The sequence below is a fragment of the Mesorhizobium sp. M0816 genome (assembly GCF_040320005.1).
Lineage (GTDB): Bacteria > Pseudomonadota > Alphaproteobacteria > Rhizobiales > Rhizobiaceae > Mesorhizobium.
Genome location: NZ_JAMYOT010000012.1, coordinates 163,167 through 187,056 on the forward strand (window position 1 = coordinate 163,167; position 23,890 = coordinate 187,056).

General features: G+C 60.2%; 27 protein-coding genes and 2 pseudogenes. 13 read left to right on the plus strand and 16 right to left on the minus strand.

Annotated elements, in window-relative coordinates:
* The first annotated feature begins 91 nt into the window (after positions 1-91).
* Positions 92-865, plus strand: coding sequence for an AraC family transcriptional regulator (locus NKI17_RS20365; RefSeq protein WP_502894563.1), 774 nt, complete (start codon positions 92-94; stop codon positions 863-865).
* Between the two features lie 401 nt (positions 866-1,266).
* Here NKI17_RS20365 and NKI17_RS20370 read toward each other — a convergent pair whose 3' ends face one another.
* Positions 1,267-1,620 carry a hypothetical protein gene (locus tag NKI17_RS20370; RefSeq protein ID WP_352726256.1) on the minus strand — a complete coding sequence of 118 codons (354 nt, stop codon included), beginning with the start codon at positions 1,618-1,620 and terminating at the stop codon, positions 1,267-1,269.
* Between the two features lie 173 nt (positions 1,621-1,793).
* Between NKI17_RS20370 and NKI17_RS20375 the strand changes: the two genes are divergently transcribed.
* Positions 1,794-2,270, plus strand: a complete 477-nt coding sequence (locus NKI17_RS20375) for a hypothetical protein (RefSeq protein WP_352726258.1) — start codon at positions 1,794-1,796, stop codon at positions 2,268-2,270.
* 316 nt (positions 2,271-2,586) lie between these two features.
* Here the strand turns inward: NKI17_RS20375 and NKI17_RS20380 are convergent, their stop codons facing one another.
* Complete coding sequence (locus NKI17_RS20380) at positions 2,587-3,009, minus strand: KTSC domain-containing protein (protein WP_352726261.1); 423 nt, start codon at positions 3,007-3,009, stop codon at positions 2,587-2,589.
* 512 nt (positions 3,010-3,521) lie between these two features.
* Between NKI17_RS20380 and NKI17_RS20385 the strand changes: the two are divergent.
* Positions 3,522-3,802 (plus strand): annotated as a pseudogene (locus NKI17_RS20385) (aminoglycoside phosphotransferase); the annotation flags it as partial.
* Between the two features lie 201 nt (positions 3,803-4,003).
* Here the strand turns inward: NKI17_RS20385 and NKI17_RS20390 are convergent.
* The gene (locus NKI17_RS20390; protein ID WP_352726263.1) at positions 4,004-4,405 is read right to left on the minus strand and encodes a rhodanese-like domain-containing protein; all 402 of its coding nucleotides are present in this window, start codon (positions 4,403-4,405) and stop codon (positions 4,004-4,006) included.
* A 91-nt stretch (positions 4,406-4,496) separates the two neighbouring features.
* Here NKI17_RS20390 and ftrA point away from each other — a divergent pair, with 91 nt between their 5' ends.
* The 3 genes from ftrA (at position 4,497) to NKI17_RS20405 (ending at position 7,570) form a co-directional block, all read left to right on the plus strand.
* The gene (gene ftrA, locus NKI17_RS20395; protein WP_352726266.1) at positions 4,497-5,474 is read left to right on the plus strand and encodes a transcriptional regulator FtrA; all 978 of its coding nucleotides are present in this window, start codon (positions 4,497-4,499) and stop codon (positions 5,472-5,474) included.
* A 163-nt stretch (positions 5,475-5,637) separates the two neighbouring features.
* Entirely contained in the window at positions 5,638-6,939 is a 1,302-nt protein-coding gene (locus tag NKI17_RS20400; RefSeq protein WP_352906747.1) for a glucoamylase family protein, read from the plus strand.
* Positions 6,940-7,378: 439 nt separating this feature from the next.
* Positions 7,379-7,570, plus strand: coding sequence for a hypothetical protein (locus NKI17_RS20405; RefSeq protein WP_352726216.1), 192 nt, complete (start codon positions 7,379-7,381; stop codon positions 7,568-7,570).
* Between the two features lie 194 nt (positions 7,571-7,764).
* Here the strand turns inward: NKI17_RS20405 and NKI17_RS20410 are convergent, their stop codons facing one another.
* From NKI17_RS20410 to NKI17_RS20435, 6 genes are all read right to left on the minus strand, one after another.
* Positions 7,765-8,412, minus strand: a complete 648-nt coding sequence (locus NKI17_RS20410) for a helix-turn-helix domain-containing protein (protein WP_352694171.1) — start codon at positions 8,410-8,412, stop codon at positions 7,765-7,767.
* A 147-nt stretch (positions 8,413-8,559) separates the two neighbouring features.
* On the minus strand, positions 8,560-9,006 hold the full coding sequence (locus NKI17_RS20415; protein WP_352694184.1) for a pyridoxamine 5'-phosphate oxidase family protein: 447 nt from the start codon (positions 9,004-9,006) through the stop codon (positions 8,560-8,562).
* Positions 9,007-9,513: 507 nt separating this feature from the next.
* A complete protein-coding gene (fixJ, locus tag NKI17_RS20420) occupies positions 9,514-10,128 on the minus strand; it encodes a response regulator FixJ (RefSeq protein ID WP_352726208.1) in 615 nt (204 codons plus the stop codon).
* A complete protein-coding gene (locus NKI17_RS20425; protein ID WP_352726214.1) occupies positions 10,118-11,665 on the minus strand; it encodes a PAS domain S-box protein in 1,548 nt (515 codons plus the stop codon). The genes fixJ and NKI17_RS20425 overlap by 11 nt, the downstream gene beginning before the upstream one ends.
* A 237-nt stretch (positions 11,666-11,902) precedes the next feature.
* Positions 11,903-12,061 carry a hypothetical protein gene (locus NKI17_RS20430; RefSeq protein ID WP_352906728.1) on the minus strand — a complete coding sequence of 53 codons (159 nt, stop codon included), beginning with the start codon at positions 12,059-12,061 and terminating at the stop codon, positions 11,903-11,905.
* A gap of 104 nt (positions 12,062-12,165) precedes the next feature.
* Entirely contained in the window at positions 12,166-12,534 is a 369-nt protein-coding gene (locus NKI17_RS20435; RefSeq protein WP_352726205.1) for a hypothetical protein, read from the minus strand.
* A 146-nt stretch (positions 12,535-12,680) separates the two neighbouring features.
* Between NKI17_RS20435 and NKI17_RS20440 the strand changes: the two genes are divergently transcribed.
* The 5 genes from NKI17_RS20440 to NKI17_RS20465 all read left to right on the plus strand — a co-directional run bounded on the left by NKI17_RS20440 (position 12,681) and on the right by NKI17_RS20465 (position 14,832).
* Complete coding sequence (locus NKI17_RS20440) at positions 12,681-12,950, plus strand: DUF6455 family protein (protein WP_352593957.1); 270 nt, start codon at positions 12,681-12,683, stop codon at positions 12,948-12,950.
* A gap of 375 nt (positions 12,951-13,325) precedes the next feature.
* Positions 13,326-13,790: a group III truncated hemoglobin gene (locus tag NKI17_RS20450; RefSeq protein ID WP_352726202.1), complete on the plus strand. Its 465-nt coding sequence runs from the start codon at positions 13,326-13,328 to the stop codon at positions 13,788-13,790.
* Between the two features lie 55 nt (positions 13,791-13,845).
* Positions 13,846-14,304 (plus strand): RrF2 family transcriptional regulator, encoded by a 459-nt coding sequence (locus tag NKI17_RS20455; RefSeq protein WP_352726200.1) that lies wholly within the window; start codon positions 13,846-13,848, stop codon positions 14,302-14,304.
* Between the two features lie 65 nt (positions 14,305-14,369).
* Positions 14,370-14,513, plus strand: a complete 144-nt coding sequence (locus NKI17_RS20460; RefSeq protein WP_352455556.1) for a hypothetical protein — start codon at positions 14,370-14,372, stop codon at positions 14,511-14,513.
* Between the two features lie 133 nt (positions 14,514-14,646).
* Positions 14,647-14,832 carry a DUF1858 domain-containing protein gene (locus NKI17_RS20465; protein WP_352726212.1) on the plus strand — a complete coding sequence of 62 codons (186 nt, stop codon included), beginning with the start codon at positions 14,647-14,649 and terminating at the stop codon, positions 14,830-14,832.
* Positions 14,833-14,836: 4 nt separating this feature from the next.
* Here the strand turns inward: NKI17_RS20465 and NKI17_RS20470 are convergent, their stop codons facing one another.
* Positions 14,837-15,538 carry a Crp/Fnr family transcriptional regulator gene (locus NKI17_RS20470; RefSeq protein ID WP_352726198.1) on the minus strand — a complete coding sequence of 234 codons (702 nt, stop codon included), beginning with the start codon at positions 15,536-15,538 and terminating at the stop codon, positions 14,837-14,839.
* A 151-nt stretch (positions 15,539-15,689) separates the two neighbouring features.
* Between NKI17_RS20470 and NKI17_RS20475 the strand changes: the two genes are divergently transcribed.
* Positions 15,690-16,127 carry a pseudoazurin gene (locus NKI17_RS20475; RefSeq protein ID WP_352726196.1) on the plus strand — a complete coding sequence of 146 codons (438 nt, stop codon included), beginning with the start codon at positions 15,690-15,692 and terminating at the stop codon, positions 16,125-16,127.
* A 102-nt stretch (positions 16,128-16,229) separates the two neighbouring features.
* The gene (locus NKI17_RS20480; protein ID WP_352726194.1) at positions 16,230-17,405 is read left to right on the plus strand and encodes an NnrS family protein; all 1,176 of its coding nucleotides are present in this window, start codon (positions 16,230-16,232) and stop codon (positions 17,403-17,405) included.
* 58 nt (positions 17,406-17,463) lie between these two features.
* On the opposite strand, the gene NKI17_RS20485 is transcribed toward NKI17_RS20480, so the two are convergent.
* The 6 genes and pseudogenes from NKI17_RS20485 to ccoG form a co-directional block, all read right to left on the minus strand.
* The gene (locus NKI17_RS20485) at positions 17,464-18,333 is read right to left on the minus strand and encodes an SUMF1/EgtB/PvdO family nonheme iron enzyme (RefSeq protein ID WP_352726192.1); all 870 of its coding nucleotides are present in this window, start codon (positions 18,331-18,333) and stop codon (positions 17,464-17,466) included.
* Between the two features lie 54 nt (positions 18,334-18,387).
* Positions 18,388-19,128 (minus strand): annotated as a pseudogene (nirK, locus tag NKI17_RS20490) (copper-containing nitrite reductase); the annotation flags it as partial.
* Between the two features lie 207 nt (positions 19,129-19,335).
* On the minus strand, positions 19,336-19,491 hold the full coding sequence (gene ccoS / locus NKI17_RS20495; protein WP_352455561.1) for a cbb3-type cytochrome oxidase assembly protein CcoS: 156 nt from the start codon (positions 19,489-19,491) through the stop codon (positions 19,336-19,338).
* Positions 19,488-21,776 (minus strand): heavy metal translocating P-type ATPase, encoded by a 2,289-nt coding sequence (locus NKI17_RS20500; RefSeq protein ID WP_352726190.1) that lies wholly within the window; start codon positions 21,774-21,776, stop codon positions 19,488-19,490. The genes ccoS and NKI17_RS20500 overlap by 4 nt, the downstream gene beginning before the upstream one ends.
* Positions 21,773-22,267 carry a FixH family protein gene (locus NKI17_RS20505; RefSeq protein ID WP_352726188.1) on the minus strand — a complete coding sequence of 165 codons (495 nt, stop codon included), beginning with the start codon at positions 22,265-22,267 and terminating at the stop codon, positions 21,773-21,775. The genes NKI17_RS20500 and NKI17_RS20505 overlap by 4 nt, the downstream gene beginning before the upstream one ends.
* Positions 22,264-23,823: a cytochrome c oxidase accessory protein CcoG gene (gene ccoG / locus NKI17_RS20510; protein WP_352726186.1), complete on the minus strand. Its 1,560-nt coding sequence runs from the start codon at positions 23,821-23,823 to the stop codon at positions 22,264-22,266. The genes NKI17_RS20505 and ccoG overlap by 4 nt, the downstream gene beginning before the upstream one ends.
* Between the last annotated feature and the right edge of the window lie 67 nt (positions 23,824-23,890).

The following is a 23,890-nucleotide window of genomic DNA, read 5'->3' on the forward strand; positions in this document are numbered from 1 at the left end:
GACTGCAGAAGTAGCGTAACAGATAAGTCATGGATTTTGAGAGGCTTGGATGCTGAGTATATCCTATCGACCGATCGAATCGATAGGTCACGTGGTTGATCGCTACTGGTCACGTGAGACCAATCCTGGCGAAAACATCGAATTTATGCCGTTCTGGCCAAGCCCAGGCGGAGCTGAGATATTCTTTCACGTTGCACGAGGCTTTCTGCTTAACGGGAAACAGCCGCCGCGGGCCCATGTTTTGTGCTGCCGTAGCCAGCCCATTCACCCAAAGGCCGTGCCGGGATTTCGCTTTCTTGCTGTCCGTATTCGGGCGGGCATGGCAGAACATCTGCTGGGAGTACCTGTTTCCGAACTTGCAGACAGAATTGTTCCACTCGAGGTGATCTGGGGACAAGAGGCAACGCGTCTGACGGAGCAAATCGTAACCACGGCGCTTGACAGCACGCGGGTCCACCTGCTGAACCATTTTCTACAGCAACGTCTCAATCCCCGAGCAGAGCGGCGCACCCTCGATGCCGCCTTCCGACTTCTCGAGACGGGAACATCATCGATCTCCAAAATCTGCGATCTTGTGGGACTGAGCGAGAGACAGCTTGAGAACCGTTTCAGGAGAGCAACGGCAAATTCGCCGGTCCGCTTTCGCCAACTTGCGCGGTTGAGACGAACTATCAAAGCGATATTGCAAGATCCGAACGAGAAATTTACGCAGCTTGTCGATGAGGCCTACTTTGATCAATCGCAGGCCGTTCATGAGTTCCGCCGTTTTACAGGTCTGACACCAACGGAATTTTGCGAGCTGGCGAGACGGTCCGCTCACTTCTACGAGTTGAGATCGCCGGCTTTGGCTCGCAGAAGTCAGTAGTGGGTCGAGCCCGCCGGGCAACGCGGCGGAAGCTCCGTTCCTCCGGAACCACTGCAAAGCCGGCCGCAACGATCAACCCCGAAGACGTTGTCCGATGTAGGGTTCGAATCGCTCTAGCACTATCGGCAATACAGCGCGTCGATCGAAATCACCTGTTAGCCTCTCCTCTGAGCGCGGCCGCAGCTCCCTTCAGGCAAGATGCGCGAGCAGACGGATATCTATCTGACCGAAAGCAAACAGTAGCCAGGCGTGCCCCACTGAAAGCACAAGCAAGCGCAAATGTTCCTGGACTGATGCTCGGCTGGCGGCAACTTGCTCGCCAGCCGAGTTGAGTTCAGGCGGTGGTCGGGGGAGACTGGCCAGCCAAACGCTGGTGATTCCAACCTGTGCCGATGTGCCAATCAGCAACCTTCGTCGGTCTTTTTCACCTGGCCTGGCGCGGCGGTGTTGGCTGTCGTGTCCTGCTGACCTGGCGCCGCCTGCTGAGCGCTGCCAGTCTGCTGGCCGGGCGCGCAGTCCCTGGCCGAGTTCGGATTTGTGGTGCCGCTGGTGGTGGTCGTGTCGGTGCCCTGATCGCCGGACATGTTGGTCCCGCTGCCCGTCGTGCCGGTGCCCTGATCCGTCGTGCTGGGCATGGTTGTCGTGGTCGAGGTTCCGCTCGTCGAGGTTCCGCTCGAAGTTCCGCTCGTCGTCTGGGCAAAGGAAAGCCCGGCCGACACCGCCAGCACGGCCGAAGCCAAAAGGATGCGTTTCATCTTCTTTCGCCTGTCTGAATGCGCGGGACGCGCCTGGCAATCCAACAGGTAGACAGAAGGAGTATTCCCCGATGAAGTTCAACTTTTGTAACTCTGGTCGTAGGTCAGCGTTAGGATGGCGCGTATATTAGAAGCCTCTTGAAGAAGACGCTGCCCGCACCAGAATCCATGGCATGGCTCGGGGAATAGGCATTGGTGACCAGGTGGCGATTACTGCCACGGTTCGAAGGCGGACAACAGAGGACCGCGTAAGCGTCTCGATCCCAGGTTACGACTTCCCGCATTCCATCATCGACCACACTAAGGTGAACCGAGGCCAGCAAATCGAGCTAAAAGGCGAGGTCACGCGCATCGACGAGGACACTGTGACGATCGACCTCGGGCCGCTGGTCACGGTCGACCGTGGCAAGGTCCGGTTGGTGGAGAGGTATCGGCCGCCAAAACGACGAAAGGCACTTGTCGTTGCCCGGATTAGAACCGACAACATCGCGACAGGCTATGAGGGCAGGCCGCATGACGGGCCGGTAGAGGACGAGTCGAAGCACTTGGTCTACTGCCCAGTCTGCGGCCAAACGTTCGACGCGCGCGATCTTGGACAGGTCTTCCACCACGCTGAGCCGCAGCACCAGCCGCTTCCGGTCGAGCAATAGTCCAGCTAGTTGAGCTCCGGCGGCAGACCGACGTTTGAGACCCTTCAGCGCGCCACCGACGTACGTTGGATGAGAAAAGGGTGCTGCGTGCACCGCGCCTTCCCCGCGCGCCGATGCTCCACCTGGAGCGCAAAAAAGTCCCGCCGCACTGCCAGAACGGCGGGACCGATCAAACGCTTTGCACCAGGCGGGGGGATGCGGGGGGTGGGCTTGCCAAGTGAGCGCGGACCGTAACCAACCCTAAGCGCCACAGCGGCAACGCGTCCACCAACCGCCGGTTGGAGCGACAGGACGATTGAGCCGCCGGCAGGTCAGGTCATCCCGGGTCGCTATCGCTCGCAACCAGACGGTAGCGGAAATTGTTGCGGATGTGGTCGTTGAAATAGCGGCCCTTGGCGAACGCGGCCCGGAACGCGGCAAAGGTTTCCGGCGGTACCCCCTCAAACTCGTACCGTTTACCGCTGGCGACAAACCACACCGAGAGGGTCCTTCTATCCAGATCATATTCCATCTTGCGGATCGAAGTAGATGGCATGAGCACCACAGGCCGAGGCCCGCGCCCTTGCGGGGAGCGCGGGCCGATCGGGATACCGATCTGCAGCAATACCTGGAGGGGAGGATTCGCTGCGTGCACCGAACTTTCGCGGCGGTCCCGTGTTCCCAATCGAGATACACAAAAGTTAGCTGCACCTTTCGGCATCACGCGGACGTTGGATTTCTGAGAAAGCGCGAGCGTCAATACTAACTTCTGGTGATGGAATTTTCCCGTGAGATAGGCACGCTCCACCGCGAAAGGAGTGCCCCGCCCTGACCGTCCTCGCCTACAACCTTGCCAATGACATCAAGGGGTCATGGAAAGTCGTCTTTGTGCCTGACGAACTGCATCTGTATGTCCAATTCAGTCCGCCAGGCGCCGACACAAACCCGGTTGATTGGATAAGTGTTGATGATTTCCTTGCATGGCGGCCGAAAGGCGCACTCCACAAGCGAGCGCGCGACAGCTTGGTTTCGCTCATTTGCAAATGAGACAAGGGAAAACCCGCGCCGAGATCGAGTGCGAGCGCCCCGGGTGGGCCTATTCGACGTTCCGAAGGCGCAGCGACGATGCCGCCAATGCGATAGCTAAAGCTCTTATGGGTGACGGTGCGCGGGCTTGGCTTTGAAGCGTCAGCGGAGCGACATTTGCACCTTTCGCTCGGTGATCGCATTTTCGATGTCGCTGACGTTAAGCTTTCTCACGAACTCCGCGTACGACCAGGCTGGCGTTCGTCAATCGACCTCCTGCAAGCCGAGACCGGAACCAGGATCGACCTTGCCGCGATGCCGCCCGACGGCGTTGCCCGATGTAGGGCAGCGTGGTCGCGGCTCGTCGGGCACAGGACATGTGTTGTTCATGGCGACCCTAACAATGCGGCTGGTCTCGAAGAAGCCGCTCATGACATTGCCGCTCAGGCGTCAGCCGCTTGGGAAGCCGCTGTTTGTTGGAAAACGATTACGCAATCAAGCGGCTCGCCGAAGTTAGAGCCCTTTGATCGATGGCTAATGGCGGAATAGCCCAATAATTGTTTATCGCGCTCGGCAACGGGGAGTTTGACCGGCTGGGCTGGGTCTCGAAGAAGGTTCTCCAGTTCGGACAGTGCAAGATGCGGCGCTCCGTTCGAACGTTGCATGCTCCACAATCAGTTCATGAAGCTGAGCGGCATCGCCTGGCGATGCAACTCGGATCGCAATGATCACGTGTCTGAACCTTTCGCCAACTCGAAGCCTTCATCGAGCCAACCCGTAACGCCGCCAGCCATGATCTTCACCGGGCGACCGAGCTCCGCAAGGCGAAGCGCCCCACGGGCGGCACCGTTGCAGTGAGGGCCGGCGCAGTAGGTGACGAATACGGTTTGGTCGGACCAGCACTCGAGCTTTGAGCGGACAATCTTGCCATGGGGCAAGTTGATGGCCCCGGGGACATGACCTTGGGCGAACATCGAAGGGCTGCGGACATCGAGGAGGACGAAATCGGGTTCGCGCGACAGCGCATGATGAACATCCCAACAGTCCGTTTCGAAGGTAAATTCGGCTGAGAAGTGTTCGCGTGCGATTTCGCTCGGAGCAGCGGGAACGGTTGTGACGGCGGAGGACAAGGTGATCTCCTTTTTGTTCTTGTTCGCTCTCCATGTGGCTGACTAGGATATCACCTTGCAATTGGCGTGAATGACATACTACGGGTATATCATGCCAAACACGAACGGCCCCCTCGTTGTCGCGCTTCTCTACGATGGTCTTTGCACCTTTGAGTTCGGCATAGTCGCCGAAGTCTTCGGTTTGGCGCGACCTGAAATGGGTGAAAGCTGGTACCGGTTCGCAAGCTGCGCCATCGAGGAAGGCCCCCTTCGTGCGAATGGTGGCTTGTTGCTGATGCCGGATCATGGCATCGGATTAATCGATGAGGGCGATATTATCGTCGTTCCAGGATGGAAAGAGGTCGACGAACCTGTACCTCAAACTCTCGTCCAGCGGTTGCGTCATGCCCATGACAGAGGGGCAAGATTGGCGTCGATCTGCTCGGGTGCATTCGTGCTGGCCGCTACGGGCCTTCTCGATGGCGGAACGGCGACCACGCACTGGCGCTACGCTGATGCACTGCGCAGCCAGTATCCAAAGTTGGTCGTGGACCATGCCTCGCTCTACCGCTCGCATGGCCGCGTGTTTACGTCCGCCGGGAGTGCCGCCGGCATTGACCTTCTGATCGAGATCGTTCGCCAGGACTTTGGAGCTGATGCGGCGAACTCCGTGGCTCGAAGGCTTGTAATGCCGGCGCACCGTACCGGTGGGCAGGCCCAATTCCTTGAACGACCTGTTCCGACACGGCGTGGGTCAGAAGTTGCGCCACTGCTGGACAAGATGAGGGCTGAACTCGGCGGCGCTTGGACGCTGGAGCGAATGGCATCGGAATGCCACATGAGCTTGCGGACCTTTATACGACGCTTCACCCAAGCGACGGGATCGCCTCCAGGCGAATGGCTGGTATCCGAGCGCCTTGAGGAGGCGAAGCAGCTCCTGATTGGTCGCCACCACAGCATCGAAGAGATCGCCGCGGCCGTGGGCATGAGTTCAGCGGATACGCTGCGACATCACTTCCGCAAACGCACGGGTATCAGCCCAAAGGAATATCAAACGCAGTTCGGCCGTCCGACGCCAGTTCGATCATGATTTTGACGAATGCTCGGTCATCTATCTGTGTCCATCGACGTCCGGAAAGGGATCGCAGAACGAACCCGCTCGCACGGGAGGGCACGCGTTTCGCGGCTGGCGCATAGGCGATAAGATGACCAAAAAGGTGGGAAGCGCAGCGAACCCCTCTATATCGACTGCCATGGATGCATCGAGCGACCACCCGCAGAACGACGAGCTTCTCTCGGACATCCAGCGCCTGTCCTTCGACTATTTTCTCAAAGAGGCCAACCCGGCGAATGGCCTGATCGCCGACCGCAACACGCCGGGGTCACCGGCCAGCATCGCCGCCGTCGGGCTCGCCCTGTCGGCCTATCCCGTCGGTGTCGAGCGCGGTTTCATGACGCGCGCCGCCGCCGCTGAACGGACGCTCGCCACGCTTCGCTTCTTCTGGAACGCGCCGCAAGGGCCCGAAGCCGACGCAACGGGCCACAAGGGCTTTTATTACCATTTCCTCGACATGGAGACCGGCCGCCGCGTCTGGAAGTGTGAGCTGTCCACGGTCGATACGGCGCTTCTGCTTGCCGGTGCGCTGGCCGGCGGCGCCTATTTTGGCGAGGACGATGAATCCGAACTGGAAATCCGGCGGCTTGCCGATGCGCTCTACCGGCGCGCCGACTGGCGATGGGCGCAGAACGGCGGCGCCACCCTCACCCATGGCTGGCGGCCTGGAAAAGGCTTCCTGCGCTATCGCTGGCAAGGCTACGACGAAGCGGTGATCCTTTATGTGTTGGGCCTCGGCTCGCCAACCCATCCGCTGCCGCCCGAGAGCTATGCGGCCTGGCTATCCACCTACAAGTGGAAAAAGATCTATGGCCGGGAATTGGTTTACGCCGGTCCACTTTTCGTCCACCAGCTCTCGCATATCTGGATCGATTTTCGCGGCATCCGCGATGCTTCCATGCGCAACCACGACTGCGACTATTTCGAGAACAGCCGCGAGGCAACCTACCTGCAACGCGACTACGCCATTCGCAATCCGAAGGGCTTCAGCGGTTATGGCGAGAATTGCTGGGGCATCACCGCCAGCGACGGCCCAAGCCCGACAAAACGCCAAATGACGGTCGGTGGCCGCCGCTTCTTCGGCTATCTGGCGCGCGGTGCGCCATTCGGCCCTGATGATGGGACGTTGTCGCCGTGGGCAGCGATTACCTCATTGCCCTTTGCACCAGAGATCGTTCTGCCAGCACTGCGCTATTTCCATGAGATCGACCTGCAAGAGGGCAACCCTTACGGCTTCACCGCAAGCTTCAATCCGACAATAGCAGCCGCCGACGGCCGGCCATGCGGTTGGGTATCGCCGGACCATGTCGGCATCAATCAGGGGCCGATCACTCTGATGATAGAGAACTACCGCTCGGGCTTCCTGTGGCGCCTGATGCGCCGCGTGCCGGCCATCATCGCGGGACTGCACCGAGCCGATTTTTCGGGCGGTTGGCTATAACAAGTCGAGATGACAAAGCTCCCCGACTGATACCGGGACTTTTGACTGCTAGCGCATGCCGCATTTGCTGCAAATGTCGCCCTAGCGGCCCATTGCTACTCAGCAGCATAGGGGCCGAGGAACGAACCCGCTGCGCGGGAGGGGCGCGCGCGGTTGAGGTAGAGATCAAGAACCGGTCGTCGCGCTCGCGTTGAGCGTCGTTCGGCTTGAGCAGAGCATGGCGGGCTTCTTCAACAAGGAGCCTGACCATGCCCACCTTGGCGTCGCGCGAAGGCCAGGCTTGTGGCGCGCTTGACGACGTTCTGCTGAATGGCCTCAGTCAGGACCGTCTGCGCCGGCTCTTCAGTCATGCCGCAGGCCGGAGCCGCGGCTTGCAAAACTTGCCGCTTAACTGGTCGCTTGGCCTGCAACCTGGTGCCGCTCTCTTCGAACCTGACCAATGGCTGAGCGCGCTGGACGCACCGAGCCGGCTTCGAACCGACGGCATCGATCCGAGACCGATCCTGATCCCGTCCTCGACATGCTGGCCAACGGCTTGGCCATGGCCGAGCAGGCCTGCAGCGAGGCCGAACGCCGCCACGAAGCGACCAGCGCCGATCTTGCTGCGGCATGCGAGGCGATCGATGCCTGAATTCGGTCCGGATGCAATGTGGCCATGTGCCGGTCCATGCCTTCCTCCGGAAGCCTGAACGCCGACAGACGTGCCCGCTGTTTCCTCAGTCTTCCAGCGGCAAACAAGATCGTCTTCCGCGCTGCTATCTTGCTCTTGGTGCCCCGCTGTCAATTGGTCTGAAGTGTTAGAACATCCCGGAGTCGGAGCGCGGCTCATTCGCTCATCGCATGAAGCGCTTCGTGCCTGACGATTTCGATGCTGCGCAGGTTGAGCAGGCGGATGACGCCCTTGTCCTTCAACCGGGTGAAGACCCGTGAGACAGTCTCGATTGTGAGGCCGAGATAATCGCCGATGTCCATACGCGACATTGGCAGTTCGACCTGCTGCAATCCGCCCTGCCGTTCCGCCATGTCGACCAGGAATGCCGCGACGCGTTCGATGGCGCTCTGGCAACCGAGGACCAGCAGATGTTCCTGCGCTCTGGTCAACCCCTTGAGCGCCAGGGGCAGCAACTGATGGGAGTTGTCCGCTCCAGCAGCGAGGCGGAAGACGCGGACACCGGTGGCATTGATCGCCTCGGCGAAGAAATGATGCGTGGTGCCGGCTTCGAAGCCGAATGTCTCTCCGGCGAGGTGAAAGGCACTTATCTGCCGGCGGCCGTCAGCAAGCAGGCGGTAGACGCGGACGCCGCCGAACTCCAACTGGTAGAAGGCTCCGGCCTTCTCGCCCTGGGCGTAGATTTCCGCGCCGGCGGGATAGAAGCTGAGTGGTTGCAGCGGTGCGGGCTCGAAAGCCTCCGGCAGGTTGGGCTGGGAGGACCGCGACGGCAGTGCAACTCTGGAGTTGGTGTAGGCGTGCATGGCTGTTTTCCCGGTTGATCCGTGGAACAGCAATCGCGCTAATCGGCCCGTGGCGAAATTCGGTTATGTCCGTACGGGAAACTACTAGAACCGCTCCCTACGCGCCGGTCCAGCCACCGCTTTCAGCCGTCGCGGCAGTGGAGACAGCTACTCACTTGCCTCGCGGCCCGACACCTGCTCGATCAAGACCCGGAAGAACACGTGGGGCGCGCTGTCCGACACCGGAGGCATGACCGGCTTGAGGGCGCCCGGCTCCCACCAGTTGGCGTGCTTGCTCAACACTGACCATGCATAGTCGCGCTGAACCTTGCAGCCGATCTGGTCAGGCAGTTCTTCATAGCGGCCGTCTACAACCACGCTTCTCCATCCCCGTCCTTGGCCGCGTTCGTCGACCTGGAGGGACACCAGCGGATTGGCCCGCATCCAGTCGATCTTCTTGCCCAACATAGAAAATGCATAAAGGTGATTGTCCGCGTGGGCATAATGCAGCGGGACGACATAGGGCTGGCCGTCCTTCGCGCATGCTAAGCGGCCAACACGATTGGCCGTTAGCAATTTCGTACATTCCAAGACGGAAAGCGTACGGATCAGCATCGGCGCGATCTCCTGTTTTCGTGACTGCACGGTGCGCCGTGCTTCATCGACTCTGATATCCGGCATCGCGGATCTCTTTTGAATCTCGATCCTAGCCCTGCGGCCAGGGAGGTCATTGATCACGATCAAGGAGTCGGTTTTCCGACGACGAGCCAACGACCATGTCCAGCCCACCTCGTTGTTCGCAGGGCGCCACGCCGTCAGTATCGATGGCGGGAGTGGGCGATTTCTGAAAAATGATCCAGATCAAGGCGGGGCCTGCCGCTCCCACGCATCATAGGGGATGATGTGGAAGCCAATCTCAAGCGCTCCGCTCGGTCGTGAGCTCGAACTGGCCGTCCTCGACGAGGACGGCGAACATACCCTTGTTTTCCCTTGCATAAAGGAGCGGGAAGGCTGGAGGAACGCCGCCACCCGCACACGCGTTGACATCCACCCGACCCACTGGCGCGATTGGATGCCGGATAGGATCCCGGCAAATAACCACAAGTCTCTTAGTGACTCGCCTTAACGTTTGGATTCCACGACCAATGCCATGCGCACGAGATGCGACAGGCTGCTCGCGGCCATTTTGCTCATGACATTGGCGCGATGGATCTCGACCGTGCGCGGGCTGATGCCAAGATCGTAAGCAATCGTCTTGTTTGGCAGGCCGGACACAAGACCGTCCAGCACCTGTCGTTCTCGCTCGGACAGGCCCGCCAGACGACCGCGGATTTCCACGCTTTGCGGGTGTCTCGCATCCGCCTGGTTGCGATTGTCCAACGCGGAGCGGATCGCATCGATCAGCACCTCGTCGTCAAATGGCTTTTCGATGAAATCGGCGGCACCTTCCTTCATCGCCTGAACAGCGAGCGCCACGTCGGCGTGACCCGTCATGACAATGACCGGAATTGTATGCCCACGCGTCCGGAGCTGCCGCAGGAACTCGATGCCGTCAATGCCGGGCATGCGCACATCGGTCACGATGCAGCCGTCAAGACTGCTCGTGGCCGTAGCCAGAAAAGCTGTCGCCGATTCGTACAAGCGCACGGCGAAATTAGCCGTCGCCAACAGAAAACCAAGCGATTTGCGAACGTCGACGTCGTCGTCGACCACATGCACAAGATTGCTACCGGCCACTGGCGACCTCTTCCTTTTCCACGATGCGCAAAGTGAACCGGAAGGCGGTTCCTCCGGCCGGCATTGCCTCAGCCCAGATGTGACCGCCGTGCGACTCGACGATCGTGCGGCAAATAGAGAGGCCAACCCCCATGCCCTGCTTTTTGGTGGTGACAAATGGCTGGAAAAGCTGGGCGGAGACTTCAGGCGTGAGACCTTTGCCTGTGTCAATCACGCTTACCTCAGCCATGCCGTCATCACGGGCTACGGTTATGATTTGCAGCTCACGGCGTGGCACGCCTTGCATGGCTTCAACCGCATTGCGCATCAGGTTCAGCAGAACCTGCTGAATCTGGATGCGATCGGTCAAGACCAGTTCGGCGGCGGGATCAAGCTTGTAGCTGACGCGGACATCTATTTCTTTTGCGCCGACTAGAGCCAGCGACGAGGCTTCTTCGATCAGTGTCGGCAGGCGCTCGACCTGGCGCTCGCTCTCGCCTCTTGCGACGAAATCGCGAAGGTGGCGAATGACGTCTCCGGCCCTCAGGGCCTGTTCCGCTGCTTTTTCGACGGCCTCCCTCAGCATCGGCGCGTTGTCTTCCGTGCTTTTTTCGAGAAGCCGCCGGCTGCCTTTGAGGTAGTTCGTAATGGCGGTGAGCGGCTGGTTGATCTCGTGGGCAAGCGTCGAGGCCATTTCGCCGAGCGCAGTAAACCGCGCCATGTGGAGAAGCTCCAGCTGCTGCTCCTGTATTCTCGCCTCCGCCAGGTGGCGTTCGGTCAAGTCGCGGCAGAAGCCGGTAAAGAAGCGCCCGGTTCCCGGATGCATCTCGCCGACAGAGAGTTCCATCGGAAACGTCGAGCCGTCCTTGCGCATTCCAGTGACGGTGCGACCGAGCCCGATGATCCGGCGCTCCCCTGTTGCCAGATAGCGGTGAAGATAGGCATCATGCTCTTCGCGGTAGGGCGACGGCATCAGCAGATTGACATTCTGACCGATGACTTCGTTGGACTGGTAGCCAAACAGCATTTCGGCAGCCGTGCTAAAGGATTGAATACGGCCTTGTTCGTCGATGACCACCATTGCATCGGGCACTGTCGCTAGGATCGAACGCAAATGATCTTCGCGCAATCGAAGTGCGGCGTTTGCATAGGAGAGTTCGCTGACGTCGGTGCCTTCGACGAAGATCGCAGTGATGCGACCATCGTCAGCCTTGATGGGCTGATATACGAAATCGAGGATGCGTTCATCGACCGGCTCGCCGTCCTTGTTGCGAAGGGCGACCTTCACGCCTTGACCTCGGTAGGGCTTGCCCGTTTCGTATACTTGGTCCAGCAGTTCGTAGAATCCTTGGCCTTCGAGCTCGGGCAAGGCCTCGCGTACCGACCTTCCTATCACTTGCCTCTGGCCAATCAGACGTTGATAGGCGGCATTGGTCAGCTCGAATACATGACCCGGCTCACGCATCAAGGTCATGAAACCAGGGGCCTGCTCGAACATCTGGGAGAGCCGGTCGTGTTCGGCCGCGACCCGCCCTTCGGCGCGAACGCCGGTCGACAGGTCACGTGTTTGTTTGTCGTCCAAATCAAGTCCTTTGATCAGGGAACCCGCAACGCAGTCTAACTATCATTCATCGCTCTTTCTGCACACGCAAAAACCGGCATAGTCAGAGGTTCGGGATCCGGTGAGTAGCGTCATTTGACACGCATCAAGGCGTCGAGTGCCGGCGGAAGCACTCATCATAGCATCCAAACGCTCCAGCGAAAGGCGACCACAAATGTGCTACAAGTCAATTATTTAAACCTTGCCGTAGATGCACCTCCTGCAGCCATGGTGAAGTTGGGGATCGAGCTTGCGGAACGGTTCGGGGCTCACCTTATCGGCCTGGCGGCTGCAGACGTCCCGCAGCTCTTCGCGGCCGGCGACGGCATGGTTGGTCCATGAAGGTGAAATCATGCAGTTTCAGCGAACGGAAATTGAAAAGCGGCTCGCCGAACTGGGTGCCGAATTCGACACTCGGCACCGGCCGGTCCTGGTCACCGCAAGCAATGTCGAACATGTCATGGCAAAAACGTGCTGGCTGCCTGGAAAGACACCCGGGAAGCGCGGCGAGCGATAGCCGATGCATTCCCTTTTCTGGCCAAGGCCAATGAAGTCGTGTCGCTACCATCGGTACTAAACGCAACGAAAGCATCTGTGACAGCCTCGCGGACGTCCCCGTCTTTCTTGAGCACCACGGCATCACGGTGCGGACCGAATTCATCTCCGGCGATGGTGATGGCGAACAGCTGGTGGCGTTCGCACGCATGATTCATGCAGACCTGAGGGTTTCCGGCGCATGCGGTCATAGCCGCCTGCGGGAATAGGCGTTCGGCGGCGTCACGCGTACGCTGATCGAAGAGAGCAGCATCAACCGCTTCATTTTGCATTAGCCGCCCGTCGCATCAGGACCTTCACGCCCGTCGCTTGAGGCACGCACGATAGATATCGCCACGAGGGAGACGCCTGTTGACCGAGATCAATGCAGCGGTCGCCGACATCGCAATGATCTGCCAGAAAACGGGAGCGAAACGACATGAGTTTTCTCGACTACCTGATTTCAGTTGACGCCAGGACCGCCTTGATGAGCCGCATGATGCAGAAGCTCGGCGTCGACAAATATTTGAAGGTCGTTCCGGACCATGTTGCCGTCACCAATCGAGCGGTCGACCGGTGTCGCTCCTGCGGGCACCAGGATGAATGCTCGACTTGGCTTGATGAACACCAGCAAGCTGACGATCCGCCAGACTATTGCCGCAACCGCGACCTGATCGCACGGCTGCAGCACGCAGCCGGCCAACGATAGAGCGGTCGTGCAGGCATACCGCAGATCGCGTCACCAAGGCCGCGTGCTGCAGCTCCTCGATTTCCTGGGCGGTCATTGCTCGGCCAATGTTTCGCATCTGCTGACTGATGGCGTTCCGGCGCACACCGCCCGCGAATGCCTGCAACTCCGCTCTCATTAAATAGCCGACCGGCCCTCTAGCCGAGCTGCCCGCCAATAAGAGATATTGACAATCTTTCTTTAAGGTGCGATTCCGACCCATACCGACGAAGACCTCCTTTGAAGCAAATGCATCAATCGTCATCGTGGACGCGACTTCACTCGGTGCGTTGCGGAGCTGTTTGAGTGTGGGAATTATTTGAGGTCTTTGGGTCTTCGAAAACTAAGAGCATGCACATGATTGCGAATGGTCGGAGCAAGAGAACGATCGTCATCGGTGGTGCCCCGTTGCCAGACGTGCTTGACGAGGCCATGATCCGTCTTGTGGTTGACGGCTTTTATGATGAGATTCGCCGCGACGACCTTCTCGGCCCCATCTTTCATAACGCTATCCATCCTGAGGCTTGGCCGCGCCATCTGGCTAAGATGTGCGACTTCTGGTCCGCTACGCTGCTCCGGTCGTCCCGTTATGAAGGCCGTCCATTACCGCCACACCTGGCGATCTCCGGCCTTGGAGTCGCGCATTTCCGGCGTTGGCTAAAGCTGTTTCGCGCAACGGTGCGCCGTGTTTGCCCACCCGAGGTTGCGGCGCTGTTCATGGACCGCGCACTGCGCATAGCTCACAGCTTCCGTCTCGCGGTCGCCTTCAGCCGTGGCGAGACTACGATGGGCATAGAACCGATCGTCGAGAAGGACCTGTGATGCGGGGTTGGATTGTAAGTGGCTCCTGTACGAGAATTGCAAAGAGGAACCATTAGTGCGGTTGACCAATTTCTCGGACTACGCCTTGAGGATGCTAATGTACGCGGCCTCTGCCGGTGATCGCCTGATCACGATCGAGGAGGTGGCAAGCACGTTCAAGGTATCCAAAACGCACCTCAACAAGGTCGCCAACACCCTGACGCGCGGCGGTTACTTGAAAGCGGTCCGCGGTCGCTCCGGTGGGCTAGCCCTCGGGCGGAGCCCCGAGATGATCCGGATCGGCGACGTGGTACGGCTGACGGAGCCAGATTTCGCGCTTGTGGAGTGCTTCGGGACCGGAAATCAGTGCGTGCTCACCGGCCGCTGCAAACTTTCAGGAATGTTCGGCGACGCGATGGCCTCCTTCCAGAACACCCTTGATCGTTACACGCTGGCCGACGTCGCATTGATGCCCCAGGACTTTGTCGGCGGGCTGCCTGCATCCGAAGCTTCGGCGTACGATAAGCATGGGTAAGGCCTCGATCGACAATTCAACCGCAACGCCGCGCGGTTCGCGTCTGCCGGCCCGTGGAGACAAGCATGACTGACCCAGACAAAAATGACACACCGGTGGCCAACCAATTCGAGTCGGGCGTCGACCTGAACAACACGCTGCTCCCTATGCTGATCGGCGGGCTTGTTCTGATTGTCATCGGTGCAATTATGGTCATGACGTTTGTCTAGCTTTTCCTAGCCAAACGGCAATGCTCATCAAAGTTGCGAAAGCGCAAAGAAGGCGGCCTGAGAGGAATCTATTAAGACGCTTCGCAATGGCGGAGACTTCATCGTGAAGGAACTCAGTTGGTTCAATTCCGACATGGTCGTCGACGAGATCATGAGAAAATGGCCGGCAACGGTGGCTGTCGTGCTGAAATACAGGATGCTTTGCGTCGGTTGTCCAATCGGTACCTTCCATACGGTCGCTGAGGCGTGCCGAGAGCATCAGATCAATGAGACCGCCTTCCTGGTGGATTTGGAATCGGCTGTTCGAGCGCGCAGGTGATAAATCAGCGCTTGGTTCGACTCCCTGAGAGGACCACAAGCCGGTGCGCGTCCTTGACAGTGACTTTCTGGCGTCCGCTGGCAATTATCCCATTCTCTTCCCATTTGCTGAGCAGCCGGCTGACCGTGTGCAGTGTCGTCCCCGTCATTTCGGCAATGTCCTGCCTCGAGATCGGAAAGTCGATTTCGATGCCGCTGTCGGTCTTCCGACCAGTCTGATTTGCCAGTCGCAGCAGCGCGTGAGCAACGCGCTGCTCCACCTGTTCAGTGGACATCTCCACAACCCGCGTCTGGGTTTCTTGCAGCCTGTTTCCGACCGTCCGGTAGGTGGTCGCCCCAAACACAGGAAACCGCTTCGCCAGTTCCGGCCATAGCGCGTTGGGCCAGGCCAACACCACGCAGTCCACCGCCGCGACTGCGCTGGCGGGGTAAGTCGTCCGGCCAAGGGCTGCGGCGACGCCAAAGATCTCGCCTTCGCTGATGTATCTAGCGATGACCTGCTGTCCATCCGGCGTGGTGCGGACGACGCGTATGTGCCCGGCGATCAGCACGAAGAAGGAATGGGCCTCGGTTTCCTGCGCGAAGATCGTCGTCTCCTTGGCATAGCGGGATGAGCGTGCGCTTTGGAGGATCTCGCTCTGCTCGTCGGGCGTCAGTCCTTGAAAGAGCGGCAGCCGCGATATCAGCGATCGGTCCAACGCAGCCAAGCGGATTCCTCACGATCCTGTAGTTTCGCATCAGTCATGCGGAAGACCTTTCTACTCCGAGTTTGCGCCAGCGCAAATTCTGCCGGGGGTTGTCAGGCTAAAAGGCATGGAACGGCCAAATGCCGTGACGACGAAACAAAAGGACGAACCGATGAAACTCACCATTCTCGCCGCCGCAATCTCCATCCTCGCGCTGGCCGGCAGCGCAAGCGCGGAAGAGCATGTGGTGCAAATGCTCAACAAGGGCGAAAAGGGCGCCATGGTTTTCCAGCCGGCCTTCGTCAAGGCAGTACCCGGCGATACCGTCAAGTTCGTGCCGACCGACAAGAGCCATGACGCAGAGTCGATCAAGGGCATGCTTCCGGATGGCGCTGAGCCTTTCAAGGGAAAGCCCAGCGAGGAGATCACCGTCACACTCACCCAGGAAGGTGTGTATGGCGTCAAATGCGCGCCGCACTACGGCATGGGGATGGTCGCGCTGATCGTTGTCGGCAAGCCGGTCAATCTCGATACCGCCAAAGCGGTCAAGCATCTCGGGAAGGCAAAGACAGTGTTCGCCGACCTGTTCACCCAGATCCCGGCTAACTGACAGCATTCGATACAGCCATGCCTGCCACATACAGCGCGGGCGCGGGCCGGACGGACCGAGGGCGGCGGTTCATCCGGCCCTGTTCATTTGGAGACGCAAATCATGGGGATTCCACGCCTGCGGGCCTACACCGGGCCCGCATTTCTTTCCTACGGATTCAGGCCGTTCTTCTTCCTTGGGTCGCTGTATGCGGCGCTCTCCATTCTGCTTTGGCTGCCGATGTATGCCGGCGAACTCAATGCCCACAGTGCGTTCGTTCCCGTCGACTGGCACATTCACGAGATGCTGTTCGGCTATCTGTCGGCGATGGTTACCGGGTTCTTGCTGACCGCCATCCCGAACTGGACCGGCCGGCTGCCTGTGCAAGGCCTGCCGCTGCTGGCGCTGGTGGTCCTGTGGCTTGCCGGCCGTGTCGCTGTCTTTGTCTCGGCGGATATCGGCTGGGAAGCAGCCGCCGTGATCGATGGCTCATTTCTGCTTGCGGTTGCTGCCGCGGCGGCCCGCGAGATCGTCGCAGGACGGAACTGGCGCAACCTGAAAGTACTGCTGCCGCTTACCGTCCTGGCTGGCGCCAACGGCACGTTCCACATCGAGGCGCATCTTCAAGGCACATCCAACATCAGCCGCAGGCTCGGCATGGCCGCGGCGATCATGCTCATCTCATTGATAGGCGGGCGCATCATTCCGAGCTTCACCCGCAACTGGCTCGCTCGCGAAAATCCTGGCAGGCTGCCTGCTCCGTTCGACCGTTTTGACATGGCATCGATAGCCATCTCAGCCATCGCGCTGGGAGCATGGACGTTCACACCCGACAACAGCGCCTCAGGAATGCTCATGGCCGTCGCCGCGATCTGCCAGGCGTGGCGTCTGTCGGGCTGGGCTGGCGAGCGCACATTGCGGGATCCGCTCGTGCTCACCCTCCATCTTGCATATGCCTTTGTGCCTATCGGTCTTGCCTTCGTTTCGGCGTCGATCTTCTATCCTGCCATCGTGCCGGCTGCTGCAGGACTCCACGCGCTCGGAACTGGTGCGGTCGGCGCGATGACGCTTGCAGTGATGACCCGCGCGACGCTCGGGCACACCGGGCGAGAGCTCAAGGCTGGGAAAGGCGCCTCGTTCATCTTCGTGACCGTCCTCCTCGCAGGATCGTTGAGAATCCTGGCTGCCTTCGTCCCCTATGACATAGTGATCGACATGGCCGGCACCGCATGGGTGGCGGCATTTGCCGGCTTCATTCTGATCTATGGAACTGCGTTGATGAGGCCAAAGGTGCGGTGAGGCGGCGGGGAGACCAGGCGACCGTCGAAACGCGAATGAAAAAGCCGCTTCTGATTTGTCAGGCAATACCGAGGTAGCCGACGATACGGTTCGCCCACCCCCGATGGTCCCGGACCAGCCTGAAACCCAGATTGTCGGGAGGCGTGCCAACGGCACAGCCGCCGCTTTTTCCGTCGCTGACGAAGTTCGACATGTAGGCTCTGTGAAGCCCTTCAAGGACGTGGACGCCGCAATTGTCGACCGAACTCGCAACGCCGCTTCCATCCGCAGCCAATGTGGTGCGGACATAGCAAGTCGAAGTCCACTCCCAGACATTGCCGGAAAAGTCGGCGAGGCCCAGGGAATTGAAACCAAAAGAGCCACGGCTCTTGGGCAACGGGTCCGGTTTGCGATTGAGGTCCACCTCGGCCTTGTAGCTGGTGAGCCAGCGTCTGGCGGGGTTGTCGGCGTCGTTTTCGACACCCTCAAATTCCCCTGCGAACCGCTCCGCCGCGGCAAACGCCCATTCTTCGTCGGATGGCAGCCGCCATTGGTCCCCCGTCACTTGCGAATACCACCGGGCGTAGGCATTGGCATCGAGATAGCTCACTCCAGTTACGGGAGCGTTGCTTGGGATCGCGCGCGTCTCCTGTGCCGGCTGACAGCCTCCTGCCGAGACGCAGTCTGCATAGTCGGCCGCGCTGATCTGGTAGGCCATGATTTCGAGAGGTCTGTTGAGTTGCCGCTTGAGGCGGGGATTGGCTTGCGGGCGTCCCTCCATCAGGAACTCCCCTGGCGTCGGATAGGTGATCGAACCGGAAAGCAAGGTAACCGTCATAGCGATGGGGTGAGGTTGTCGATCCCCGAAGACCGTCTGTATCGAGAGCCCTGCCGGAACGGCAGCGGCGACCAGGGCGACCGGAAGAACCTTGAGGATCAATGGAGACATCGCTTTGTCCATGCCCGGACAGCATCGCTGTCCGGGCAAATTGGAGTGCCGTCAGTTGGTGGCGAGGGGTGTCGGCGCTTCGACCTGCGTCATGACCTTGACGATGTCGTCGTAACCGTCGCCGGCCGATTCGTAGGTCTTGAAGTTGCCCTTCTCGTCGCGCGGAATATAGAAGTCGTTCTCGCCGATGTAGAAGATCTTGTCGTACTTTACCGGTTCGCCCTTGTCGTTCCTGAGCCCATCGCGCGGCAGGATCATGATGGCGCCGCTCATGCCGGAGACGACATGCCATGGGATCATCGCGCCGCCAGGTGCGCAGTGATAGACGAACGTACCCGTTCGGGTTGCCTTGAAGCGCAAGGTCACCTGCTCGCCGGGATTGATCAGCGTCAGGGCGCCGCCGCCCAGCGCGCCGGTTGCGGCGTGGAAATCGATGTTGTGAGCGAGTGAGTTGGTGTCGGGATTGATGAGCGTCAGTTCGACATAGTCGTCCTGATGCACGACCATCAGAGGGCCAGGAATCGAGCCGTTATAGGTCATCGCATTGAGCGTCGTGCCGTCGGCATCGATGACGACGGGCTTTTCCTCGATGGTCATGGTGAACTCGACGATTTTCGGTCCACCCGTGGCGATCTGATCGTGCGGATGCACAAAGGGCGGTGCCACGAGCTCGATCTTTTCGCGGGCGAGCCCTCGAATGTCCGTCTTTGTCACCGTTGCCGAAAATGCCGGCAGTGCCGCCACGGTGGCAGCGCCAATCGCTGCTCCGAAAAGGGCGTCGCGTCGCGTGATCATGTCAGTCTCCTATCTCTCAACCGTTGCGGATGAGCAGAAGGTATCTGGCCTGACGCAGCGTTTCTTTGCGCTGGCGCAAATTGGTGGCGTTCAGTGTTAGGCAGCAACAACCCCGGAAACAGCAATCGTGCGCGGCATAGTCGCAGTGGGGAAGGGTGTGGGAGCGGTTGGCTGCACCGGCGCTGTTTGTCAGCCCTCGGCCCTGGATCAGCGCTCCAGTCTGTCTTCCCGATCGATAAGGATCCGCTCGGCAGCTCCGTCAAGATCTTCGTACTGGCCACTCCTCAACGCCCACAGGAAGCCCCCCAGGCCAAGCGCACCAAGGAACAGGGCGACAGGGATGAGGTAGGCAAGGGTGGTCATGAGGATTGGGCCAGTTTGCTGCTGTCGGACAGCCTGTCGCGCCGGACATCTTTCGCCGGCGAATCTGGCACAGAACCTCGCAGACGCAGCGCATTTCCGATCACAAGCAGGGAAGACGCGGACATCGCGATCGCGGCGATAAGAGGGGTGACGTGCCCCAGGATCGCGATCGGCACGGCGACAGCATTGTAGACGATGGCGATCGTGATGTTCTGGCGAATCAGGCTTCCCGCCTTGCGCGAGACGTCCAGCGCGAGGGGGATCGCCAGAAGGCTTTCGCGCAGGAACACAAAGTCGGCTGCGGTGCGACCGATGTCGGCGGCCGTGGCCGGCGCGAACGAAACATGCGCCGCGCTCAGCGCAGGCGTGTCGTTCAAGCCGTCGCCAACCATCAGAACCCGGTGTCCCTCTTTCGCCAGGGTTTCGATGCATTCGACCTTGCCGGACGGCAGCAGGCACGGAACGAAGTCGTCGATACCCAGCATTTTCGAGATTTCGCGGCAGGCGCCCGCGCTATCGCCCGACAGCATCTGAACCGACATCCCGGCCTCGTTCAATCGCTCGATCGCCGCCCTGGCATCGGCACGCAACGCATCCTCGAAATTGAAGGTCGCGACAACGATCCCGTCTTTCGTCAGGACCGTCCCGCCATAGCCATGTTTGCCTTCGCCGCCGGTGCGGGCCTTCCATCCAACCCATCCGCGTCTGCCCAGCCGCCAGATACTTCCGACGTCAGTTGCTTCGATACCGAACCCCGGATGCTCGGTGACGGCATCGAATTTGTGCTGCCCGCCGCCAGCGGCAAGACCGGCTATGGCCTTTGAAAAGGGATGACGCGAATGCGCGGCCATGTCGGCCGCAATCGTCAGCATGGCCGGATCGATCGAGGCCGCATTGACGAGACGGGGCTGGCCGAGCGTGAGCGTGCCGGTCTTGTCGAACACCGCTGCATCAATCGTTGCCAGGCGCTCCATCGCCGAACCATCCTTGACCATGATGCCGTTCTCGAACAGCTGCCGCGCGGCGACTACCTGGACGATCGGCACGGCGAGCCCGAGCGCGCACGGACATGTGATGATCAAAACGGCGATGGCGATGGTTATCGCCCGATGCCAGTCGCCGGTTGCCGCCATCCAGCCAAGGAATGTCACGAAGGCGGTGAGATGAACAACTGGAGCATAGAGTGCTGAAACGCGATCGGCGATGCGGCGGTAATGTGCGCGACCGCCCTCGGCGGCTTCCATCAGCCGAACCATTTCCGCCAGGAACGAATCCTTCGCGGCGGCTGTCGCCTCGATGGTCAGCGGGCCGGTAAGGTTGAGCACGCCGGCCTGGACGGCATCGTTTGGCGCCACGCTTCTGGGCGTGCTCTCGCCCGAAACCAGCGAGCAGTCGACGTCCGATGTCCCACGCGTGATCTTGCCGTCGACGGGGATCCTTTCGCCGGCCGCTATCAGCAACAGCATGCCCGGTTCGATCTCGCCAACCGGCAGATAGTCGCGTGCGCCATCGTCGCGCAGCACCATGGCGCCACGCGCGGCCAGTTGTGATAGGCCTTTGACGGCGGTGCGGGCGCGTTCGCGCATCACGTGATCCAGCGTGCGGCCGATCAACAGGAAGAACAGCAGAGACACCGACGCGTCGAAATAGGCGTGGTCGCCATGGGTGATCGTCTCATAGAGGCTCATGGCATAGGCCAGCGACACGCCGACCGCGATCGGCACGTCCATGTTCATGCGGCCGTGACGCAACGTATTCCAGGCCGACTTGAAGAAGATGCCGCCGGCGAAGGCGAGTGCGGGGATGGCGATCAGTGCCGAGACCCAGTGGAACAGGTCGCGGGTCGCGCCCTCGGCACCGGACCAGACCGAAACCGACAGCAGCATGATGTTGCCCGCCGCAAATCCGGCAACAGCGACGGCGCGGATAAGCTCCGAGAGCGTTTTGTCCTTTTCACCAATCTCGAGTTCGAACAAATGCGCCTGGTAACCCAGCCGCGCCAGCATGGCGACGAATGGTGGAGCCTCGTCCCCGCGCCACCGGACCGAGACCCGCTTCGTTGACAGGTTGACGCGAGCGGCCTCGACGTGATCGAGTTTTGCCACCGCCGTCTCGATTGTCTGGATGCAGGCTGCGCAATGAACCGTCGGAACTGAAAGATCGGTCTGGCTAAGGCCATCGCCAAGCGACCGGCTCGCCAGCTTGATCTCTTCGCTTGACGGCAGGACGGATGTAGCGTTGCCCAGATCCAGCGCCATTTCAGCACCAGGTGCACAACAGCTCATTGCAGCGCTCCATGGGAAATCATGATCCTGCGCACGTCGCGATAGGGTCTTGCTAGACCGGCATCGGCGTCGATTTCGACGATCCACACACCATCCCTTGGCATGTGTTGCGCCGCGAATTCCTGGCCCGAGGCGAGGGCGAGCTTGATGGACTCATCCTCTTTCTCGTAGGCGGGACGGCGAAACAGCACCTTCACGGAATGCAAACGAACCGGCTTGCCGGCGTCGGTGACGCCATAGCGGACTTCGCCCCATGCGATGGTCAATTTGCCGGTCCAGCCGAGGGCCGCCTGCGTTCGTCCTTCCTTGGATTTTCTATTGAACTGCTGGCTGGCCACGTAGGTGTTTTCGACGACAAGCCCGGTCCAGGTTGTGTTGGCGAGCGTCGCCATGGTCAGGTTGACCGTGATCACCACGCCGAAAAAGGCAAGGATGATAGCCAACATGTGCCTGCCGGTGAATTCGCGGGATTTTCGCGTGGTGGCGCTCATCTGGCGGTCTCCGGTGCGTTGAAGGTGGCGGTGTATTCGTTCGACTCGAAACTCGCGTTGTCCTCGACCCGGAGTGTGAAGGTCTGCGCTACGCCATGGATCTGATCAGCAGGCAGGCGCACGAAAACCTTCAACATCTTCAGCCGGTCGGGTTCGACCGGGATCGCAAAAGAGCGATCGGCGGGGAGATCGACACCGACGATGCTCATCTCTGCGCCTGGCAAGCCCCCAAGGGTGACGATGATCGTTCTTGGTTCGGGGATCATGTTCAGCAGCTTGACTGTGTAGCCATTGCGGATGGAGCCGTCGGAGAGCGTCACGAATTGCGGATTGCGGTCGTGCAAGACATTGATCTCGAGTCGGTCGCGCGTCAGCAGCGAATAGAGCAGGCCCAGGCCGATCAGCGACCACATAGCCATGTAGACACAGGTGCGCGGACGAAAGATCTTGCGAATGTGGAAATGAGCCACCTTGTCCGAAAACAGGCCGTCATCCGTCCTGACCAGCGAAGGATTGACCGAACTGGCGCCACCCGCGGTCGCCAGCATCATGTTGGCGTTGTAGTCGGAGAGCGTCGCGTACGAGATCAGCCCGCGTTCCTTGCCGAGCTTGTCCATGACACCGTCGCAGGCGTCGATGCAGAGCGCGCAAGTGATGCATTCGAGCTGCTGGCCATCGCGAATGTCGATCCCCATCGGACAGACAGCGACGCAGGCATTGCAGTCGACGCAATCGCCGACTGGCTGACCTGCGGCCTGGACTTTCTTGGCATGACGCGTGCGCGGTTCGCCGCGCCAGTCATTATAGGTGACGGTGAGCGAACTCTCGTCGAGCATGGCTGCCTGGATGCGCGGCCATGGGCACATGTAGGTGCAGACCTGCTCGCGCATCAGCCCGCCGAACGTATAAGTCGTTGCCGTCAGCACGGCGACGGTGAAGTAGGCGACGGGGGCCGCCGTGCCGGCGAAGAGTTCGCCCACCAGCGTCGGCGCATCGGCGAAATAGAAGATCCAGGCGCCGCCGGTCGCCGCGCTAATGACCAGCCAGATGGCGTGTTTCGACACCCGCAGCACAAGCTTGCGGCTGGTCCAGGGACCGGCGTCGAGCTTGATGCGGGCATTGCGGTCGCCCTCGATGGCTCGCTCGACGACCAGGAACAGGTCGACCCATACGGTCTGCGGGCACGTATAGCCGCACCAGGCACGACCGACGGTCGACGTGATCAGGAAGAGACCGACGCCGGCCATGACCAGAAGGCCGGCGACGTAGTAGAATTCCTGCGGCCATATCTCGATGAAGAAGAAGTAGAAACGCCGGTCGGCGACATCGAGCAGCACGGCCTGATCAGGGGCAAACGGGCCACGGTCCCACCGCAGCCAAGGTGTCAGATAGTAGATACCAAGCGTGACCGCCATTACCAGCCATTTGAATTGGCGAAAATTCCCGGAGGCCCGCTTCGGGAAGATCTTCTTGCGCGCGGCATACATCGGCTGTCGCACTTTGGCGGAGTTGACCGCCTCGGCTTCGAGCCGTTCGACCTGCGTATTGTCCAGCACTGGTCTCTCCCGTCGCGCAGCTTTGATTTCGCCGGGCAAATGTCCTGACTGGATGCAGGCAGGTCAG

Excerpts from the sequence above, each read along its gene's own strand:
- NKI17_RS20480 (WP_352726194.1), top strand. The coding sequence starts at position 16,230 with ATGGGGATTCCACGCCTGCGGGCCTACACCGGGCCCGCATTTCTTTCC.
- NKI17_RS20430 (WP_352906728.1), bottom strand. The coding sequence starts at position 12,061 with ATGATTTCACCTTCATGGACCAACCATGCCGTCGCCGGCCGCGAAGAG.
- NKI17_RS20505 (WP_352726188.1), bottom strand. The coding sequence starts at position 22,267 with ATGAGCGCCACCACGCGAAAATCCCGCGAATTCACCGGCAGGCACATG.
- NKI17_RS20460 (WP_352455556.1), top strand. The coding sequence starts at position 14,370 with ATGACTGACCCAGACAAAAATGACACACCGGTGGCCAACCAATTCGAG.
- ftrA (WP_352726266.1), top strand. The coding sequence starts at position 4,497 with ATGCCAAACACGAACGGCCCCCTCGTTGTCGCGCTTCTCTACGATGGT.
- NKI17_RS20475 (WP_352726196.1), top strand. The coding sequence starts at position 15,690 with ATGAAACTCACCATTCTCGCCGCCGCAATCTCCATCCTCGCGCTGGCC.
- NKI17_RS20440 (WP_352593957.1), top strand. The coding sequence starts at position 12,681 with ATGAGTTTTCTCGACTACCTGATTTCAGTTGACGCCAGGACCGCCTTG.
- NKI17_RS20465 (WP_352726212.1), top strand. The coding sequence starts at position 14,647 with ATGGTCGTCGACGAGATCATGAGAAAATGGCCGGCAACGGTGGCTGTC.
- NKI17_RS20400 (WP_352906747.1), top strand. The coding sequence starts at position 5,638 with ATGGATGCATCGAGCGACCACCCGCAGAACGACGAGCTTCTCTCGGAC.
- NKI17_RS20485 (WP_352726192.1), bottom strand. The coding sequence starts at position 18,333 with ATGTCTCCATTGATCCTCAAGGTTCTTCCGGTCGCCCTGGTCGCCGCT.
- NKI17_RS20435 (WP_352726205.1), bottom strand. The coding sequence starts at position 12,534 with ATGCAAAATGAAGCGGTTGATGCTGCTCTCTTCGATCAGCGTACGCGT.
- NKI17_RS20450 (WP_352726202.1), top strand. The coding sequence starts at position 13,326 with ATGATTGCGAATGGTCGGAGCAAGAGAACGATCGTCATCGGTGGTGCC.
- ccoS (WP_352455561.1), bottom strand. The coding sequence starts at position 19,491 with ATGACCACCCTTGCCTACCTCATCCCTGTCGCCCTGTTCCTTGGTGCG.
- NKI17_RS20405 (WP_352726216.1), top strand. The coding sequence starts at position 7,379 with ATGGCTGAGCGCGCTGGACGCACCGAGCCGGCTTCGAACCGACGGCAT.
- NKI17_RS20500 (WP_352726190.1), bottom strand. The coding sequence starts at position 21,776 with ATGAGCTGTTGTGCACCTGGTGCTGAAATGGCGCTGGATCTGGGCAAC.
- NKI17_RS20415 (WP_352694184.1), bottom strand. The coding sequence starts at position 9,006 with ATGCTGATCCGTACGCTTTCCGTCTTGGAATGTACGAAATTGCTAACG.
- NKI17_RS20410 (WP_352694171.1), bottom strand. The coding sequence starts at position 8,412 with ATGCACGCCTACACCAACTCCAGAGTTGCACTGCCGTCGCGGTCCTCC.
- NKI17_RS20370 (WP_352726256.1), bottom strand. The coding sequence starts at position 1,620 with ATGAAACGCATCCTTTTGGCTTCGGCCGTGCTGGCGGTGTCGGCCGGG.
- NKI17_RS20375 (WP_352726258.1), top strand. The coding sequence starts at position 1,794 with ATGGCTCGGGGAATAGGCATTGGTGACCAGGTGGCGATTACTGCCACG.